4 protein-coding genes are annotated in these 4,288 nt (G+C 69.2%); 1 reads left to right on the forward strand and 3 read right to left on the reverse strand.

What is annotated here, in order from left to right; translation table 11 throughout:
- Positions 1–207: 207 nt before the first annotated feature.
- Positions 208–1,380 (reverse strand): 4-hydroxybenzoate 3-monooxygenase, encoded by a 1,173-nt coding sequence (gene pobA / locus ACOJTB_RS12335; protein ID WP_420102819.1) that lies wholly within the window; start codon positions 1,378–1,380, stop codon positions 208–210.
- Between the two features lie 126 nt (positions 1,381–1,506).
- On the opposite strand from pobA, the gene ACOJTB_RS12340 reads away from it, so the two are divergent.
- Positions 1,507–2,376 (forward strand): helix-turn-helix domain-containing protein, encoded by an 870-nt coding sequence (locus ACOJTB_RS12340; RefSeq protein WP_420102820.1) that lies wholly within the window; start codon positions 1,507–1,509, stop codon positions 2,374–2,376.
- A 15-nt stretch (positions 2,377–2,391) separates the two neighbouring features.
- On the opposite strand, the gene ACOJTB_RS12345 is transcribed toward ACOJTB_RS12340, so the two are convergent.
- Together ACOJTB_RS12345 and ACOJTB_RS12350 are read right to left on the reverse strand one after the other, a co-directional pair.
- A complete protein-coding gene (locus tag ACOJTB_RS12345; RefSeq protein WP_420102821.1) occupies positions 2,392–3,537 on the reverse strand; it encodes a lyase family protein in 1,146 nt (381 codons plus the stop codon).
- The gene (locus ACOJTB_RS12350) at positions 3,534–4,196 is read right to left on the reverse strand and encodes a 3-oxoacid CoA-transferase subunit B (protein WP_420102822.1); all 663 of its coding nucleotides are present in this window, start codon (positions 4,194–4,196) and stop codon (positions 3,534–3,536) included. Before ACOJTB_RS12350 ends, ACOJTB_RS12345 begins: the two co-directional genes overlap by 4 nt.
- Positions 4,197–4,288 lie beyond the last annotated feature (92 nt).

Consider the following 4,288-nt stretch of genomic DNA (forward strand, 5'->3'; position numbering starts at 1 on the left):
GCGAGCGCCCCGCTGCGAAGAAGGGTGCCGAAACGGCGTCTGCTGATCATGTCGTATCCTCCCGTTTGCTGTGGCGTCGCGCGATGGTGCCGGTTGTGTCCGGCATCCTTCATTCGGCCGAGGCTGTAGCACGGTCCTGGAGCGCCGTGATCGCGTCCGTTGCGACGCGCCATGGTCCAAAACCGCTTTCGCCATGCCTTTTTCCGTTCAATAGGGCAAGCCGACATAGTTCTCCGCCAGGGCGGCGGCCGCTGCCGGCGAGCCGACGAGATAGTCCAGCTCCGCCTGCTGCATGCGCTGCTCGAAGGGGTTGCGCTCGGGGAAACGGTGCAGCAGCCCGGTCATCCACCAGGAGAAACGCTCCGCTTTCCAGATACGGGCCAGGGCGCGGGCCGAATAGCTCTCCAGCCCCGCAGCGGAATGGTCGAGAAAATGCTCGCGCAGCGCGTCGAACAGGTACCGGATATCGCTGGCGGCGAGGTTGAGGCCCTTGGCCCCTGTCGGCGGCACGATATGGGCGGCGTCTCCCGCCAGGAACAGCCGGCCGAAGCGCATCGGCTCGGCGACGAAGGAGCGCAGCGGCGCGATGCTCTTCTCGATGGCCGGCCCCGCCACCAGCGTGGCTGCGATCTCGACCGGCAGCCGCCGTCGCAGCTCCAGGAAGAACGCCTCGTCCGACCAGGCCTCGACCCGCTCGTTCTGTGGCACCTGGATGTAGTAGCGGCTGCGCTCGGGCGAGCGCATCGAGCAGAGGGCGAAGCCGCGCTCGTGATGGGCGTAGATCAGTTCCGGCGCCGCCGGCGGCCGATCGACCAGAAGGCCGAGCCAGCCGAAGGGATAGACGCGCTCGAAGCTGGTGATCGCATTTTCGGGGATCGAGCGGCGGCAGACGCCGTGATAGCCGTCACAGCCGGCGATGACGTCGCACTGCAGCTCCTGCGCCTCCTCGCCGATGCGGAAACTGACGCGCGGGCGATCCGTGTCGATCGCGTGCAGCGCGACATCCTGCGCCTCGTAGAAGCTCGGCCGGCCCAGCGCCTGGCGCGCCTCCACCAGATCATGCGTCACCTCGGTCTGGCCGTAGACGGTCACGGTTTTCCCGCCGGTCAGCGCCTTGAGGTCGATCCGGTGCAGCGCATCCGCGAAGGCGAGGCAGACGCCGTCATGCACAAGCCCCTCGCGCTCCAGCCGCCCGGCAACGCCGGCTTCGCGCAGCAGATCGACCATGCCCTGTTCGAGCACCCCGGCGCGGATCCGCGAGAGCACATGCTCGCGGCTGCGTTGCTCGACGATGACGTTATCGATGCCGGCGCGCGACAGAAGCTGTCCGAGCAGCAATCCGGCCGGGCCGGCGCCGATGATGGCGACCTGCGTGCGCATGCTGCTTTTCCTCCCGGAATGGGCCGGTCTTTGCCAGCTTGATCGGAGTCAATCTAGGAGAGGCGCCGGCCTTGACGGAATGGAGGATTCGCGCTGTCTCTTGGACGGATCGATCATCGAGGGCGCATGCCGGGCAGCACCGTCCCCGCCTATTGGCTCTATGGCGAGCGGCTCGGCGGGCGCTTTCCCGATGCGCTGCATATCGAGCCCATCGTCGCGCGCAGCGCCCTGCATGGCTGGACGATCCAGCCGCATGTCCACCACCAGCTGGTCCAGTTCTTCCTCGTGACCGGCGGCGGCGGCAGCACCCGCATCGACGGCCGCGACCATGCGCTGGCGCCGGGCTCGGCCCTGCTGCTGCCGCCGTCCACGATCCATGAATTCCGCTTTCTCGTCGGCACCGAGGGCTTCGTCGCCAGCGTCGCCGAGCCGTCGCTCGCACGCCTGTTCGAGGCCGAGCCGGATGCGCGCAGACTGCTGTCCGCCCCCTCCGTCCTCTCGGCCGCCCCCGGCGCCGACGACACGCTCGAGCCGTTGCTGCGTTTGGCGATGGCCGAGTTCGGCGCCAACCGGCCGAACCGCGATTTCGCGCTGGCGGCCTATGCCGACCTCATCGCCTCCTGGTTTTCGCGGGCCTTGCGTGGCGCAATCCCCGGGAGCGAGGCGGCGCATGATCCGCGCGCGCAGCTCGTGCGCCGCTTCGTCGAGCGGGTCGAACGGCGCTTCCTCGCCCATGACCCTCTGACCGACTATGCCCGCGATCTCGGCGTCTCGGTGCCGCACCTGTCACGCAGCTGCCGGGAGCTGCTGGGCCTCTCGCCGACGCGGGTGATCCAGGACCGGCTGATGATCGAGGCGCGGCGCGACCTCGTCTATTCGGCCAGCTCCGTGGCGCAGATCTCCTTCCGCCTCGGCTTCACCGACCCCGCCTATTTCTCGCGCTTCTTCAGCAAGCGGGCGGGGATCTCGCCGTCGGAATATCGCGCGAAGGCGTAGCGCGATGCCTGCCCGTCAGCGCGTGCCGTTGCCCAGCAGCGCCGCCGCCAGCGCCTCGCTCTCGCCGATATCGTCGCCGAGGCCGGCCGCCTCCAGATTGCGCGCGATAGCCCCTTCGTCGACCTCCAGCCCTTCGGCGACACCCGCCATCGCCTCGGCGGCCCCTGCGGCGATCAGGAAGAGCTCGGCCAGCGCCGGCCCCTCGGCCTGCCAGCCGCCCAGCCCGCGCTCCTGCTCCGCCGCCGTCAGCCCGGCGAGGATGCCGGCGGCGAGGCCGGGCGCGCGCGTCGCGGCCGAGAGCGTGATCTGGCAGGCGGTCGGGTTACGCTTATGCGCCATGGCCGAGGATCCGCCCCGCCCGGGCACGGCCGGCTCTCGCGCCTCTCCGATGCCGTTCTGCGCCAGCAGCGAGACGTCCCGCGCCATCTTCCCCAACGCGCCGATGAGGATGGCGAGCGCCGATGCGATGCCGGCGGTACCCTCCCGCCGCGCATGCCAGGGTGGCGCATCGGGGAGCCCGAGTGCCTTCGCCAGCCGGGCAGAGACAGCGTCAGCCTTGTCGGAAAGGCCGGCGCGCGTGCCGGCCGCCCCGCCGAATTGCAGAACCGCACCGCTCTCGACCTCGCGGCCCAGCCGCTCCGTCGCGGCGACGATCCCCGCCTGCCATTGCGCGATCCGCAGGCCGAAGCCGATCGGCAGCGCATCCTGCAGCAGCGTCCGGCCGATCGCAGGCGTCGCGGCATGGCGGCGTGCGAGAGTGGCAAGCGCGGTGGCGACGCGGCCGAGATCGGCCGCGAGCCGGGCATGGCCGGCTCGGATCTGGAGTACCAGCACGCAATCGGCGAGGTCCTGGCTGGTCGCGCCCTTGTGCAGCGCCTTGGCTGCGCTCTCGGGCAGATCCTTGCGCAGACGGGCGACGAGCGGGATCGCGAGCGTGCCGGCGAGAGCCGCCTCGTTCGCCAGTTCCGCCGGGTCGATCACGATCCGCGCGCAGAGCATGTCGATCGCTTCGGCCGCCTCGGCCTCGATCAGCTCTTCGGCGGCCTCCGCCCGGGCCAGAGCCGCCTCGAAGGCGAGCGCATGGCGAAGCGTCGCATCGTCGTCGAAGACGGCCAGCATCGCATCGGTCGAAGCCGGCCGGCTTCTGAGCCAGTGGCTCACGCCGCCTGCGCCAGCGCCGGGGCGATGGTGAAGCTCGCCTGCGTCTTGGCCTTGACCTCGTCGAGCGTCACGCCGGGCGCGAGCTCGATTAGGGTCAGCCCTCCGCCACCCGCCTTGTCGCAGGTCATGACGCACAGATCGGTGATGATCATGTCGACGACGCCGGCACCCGTCAGCGGCAGCGAGCAGCGCTCCAGCACCTTGGATTCGCCCGCCTTGTTGGCGTGGTCCATCACGACAATGACCTTCTTGACGCCCGCGACGAGATCCATCGCGCCGCCCATGCCCTTCACCATCTTTCCGGGGATCGTCCAGTTGGCGATGTCGCCATTGGCCGCCACTTCCATGGCGCCGAGGATGGTGAGGTCGATATGCCCGCCGCGGATCATCGCAAACGAGTCCGCCGATGAGAAGAAGCTCGAGCTCGGCAGCACGGTGATGGTCTGCTTGCCGGCATTGATGAGGTCGGGATCGGCTTCGCCCTCATAGGGGAAAGGGCCGATGCCGAGCAGCCCGTTTTCCGACTGAAGCGTCACATCGACGCCATCGGGAATGTAGTTCGCCACCAGCGTCGGGATGCCGATGCCGAGGTTGACGTAGAAGCCGTTCTTCAGCTCCTTGGCCGCGCGCGCGGCGACCTCCTCGCGGGTCCAGGCCATCAGGCTGCCTCCCTCTTGCGCTCGGTCAGCTTCTCGATGCGCTTCTCGTTGATCGTGCTCTTGATGACGCGGTCGACATAGATGCCGGGCGT

This window comes from Allobosea sp., from assembly GCF_048595345.1.
Lineage (GTDB): Bacteria > Pseudomonadota > Alphaproteobacteria > Rhizobiales > Beijerinckiaceae > Allobosea.